The 1,467-nt window shown below is 46.5% G+C and carries 1 protein-coding gene and 1 pseudogene; both read right to left on the reverse strand.

Annotated features, from left to right (window positions below; genetic code table 11):
* Positions 1–468 (reverse strand): annotated as a pseudogene (locus tag G7Y39_RS13240) (hypothetical protein); the annotation flags it as partial.
* Positions 469–476: 8 nt separating this feature from the next.
* Positions 477–1,467, reverse strand: a 991-nt coding sequence (locus tag G7Y39_RS13245; RefSeq protein WP_165157903.1) for an ATP-binding protein, incomplete at its 5' end; no start/stop codon positions are given.

The following is a 1,467-nucleotide window of genomic DNA, read 5'->3' on the forward strand; positions in this document are numbered from 1 at the left end:
ATCCTCCCAAAAATTCGACACCGATTCCCGTCTTTCGTCCAACTGACGGAGAAGATTGCGACCGATATTCGGGTCCCGGTCAGCCACTTCATTCAGATACACCGCTGTTTCTACCGCCTCTCTTTGGCAGAAGAACAGTTTCTGAAAATTCTGACGCTCCGGATTGTTGAACCAAAAGTTGAGCAGTTCACGGGTAATGCGCGTTACCGTTGGGTAACCCTTCTCCCGCCAAGACTTAATCTCTCTGCGCAGACCATTAATGAAATTGGCGTCCGGATCACTATTCTCCAAATCCTCCGCATTGAAAAGTGCCTGAGAGGCACGATTGGGCGTAATCTGTATATTACCCATATACGGACGGCGGCCTTCCAAGATTGAAGCATAATCGAGATTGCCGTTGATATCCACATTGTAGTGGTATCGCGGCTCCTCATAAGGATTATTAAGTATCGGGTTATCGTTGCTCATATTCAACGCTATTTTATGCTGTCCGTTAGTACAATCCACCTACCGTCGCTTTTACGACCTTCGCGGGCCAAGATGCCTTGTTCTTTCAACTGTTTTATATTCTTATATATCGAAGAACGACCAAGATTCAGCTTCACACCAAGTTCATCCATCGTTATGGTCGGGCGCGCTGTGATAGCGGACAGTATTTCACGCTGGATCGTTGTAATTTGAAATGCTTTTGCTTCATTCTTTATTGCTTGTATTGCAGCTGGACGCTTAAAAATCACGGTAAACATTCCCTCCGTCTCAAATATAGGCTCAGGCAATCCGGCATCGAGCATATCTTTTTTCATTCGGGGAATGCCGGAACCTACGTGCTCAACCAAATGCATTCGGGTGAACAAACCAAATATCAACGGATTGCGCGAAAGGCTCTTGCGACCGAAATTTTTAGCCACGACCGGCAACAAGTCTCCGGGGTTGGTAATCTCAACACGGTCATCGTACATCTCAATCATAATGCTTGCACCCTGCTCGTAATAGTCGCGGTGCGACAACGCATTGATGATTGACTCCTTGAACACGCTCAACGGAATCTCCCAAATCTCCTTGCGTGGTCCCGTCCCTTCCATCTCGTAGGAGACCTGCAATTTGCCCATCAGCCACTCGATAGCCTTATTATACTGTTGAAGCAATGGGCCGCCAAAAGTTTTGTCGTCCAGAATATAGACCTTATCCGTCCCCTTGAACAACACACATCTTATGACGGCGTGAAAATAGATATTTTCGGGGTGCTTGGCAAAGAACAGCACACCGCCACTCTTCACATCGTTGTTCTCATCGTAGACTTGCAGGTTCTCCAATATCTGCTCATTGCTGATATCCATACCCAAGCCGGCAGCATATCGGAACTCGCAAAAATTATCTTCGTCCAACTCTTTGCGCAAGTTTACTTTCGGCAACGGAATCGCATCGAAATAGATTCTATCATTCCTTTGAAACGCATCACGAATTTCA

It is taken from the genome of Parabacteroides sp. ZJ-118, from assembly GCF_011038785.1.
In the GTDB taxonomy this organism is placed as follows: Bacteria; Bacteroidota; Bacteroidia; order Bacteroidales; family Tannerellaceae; genus Parabacteroides.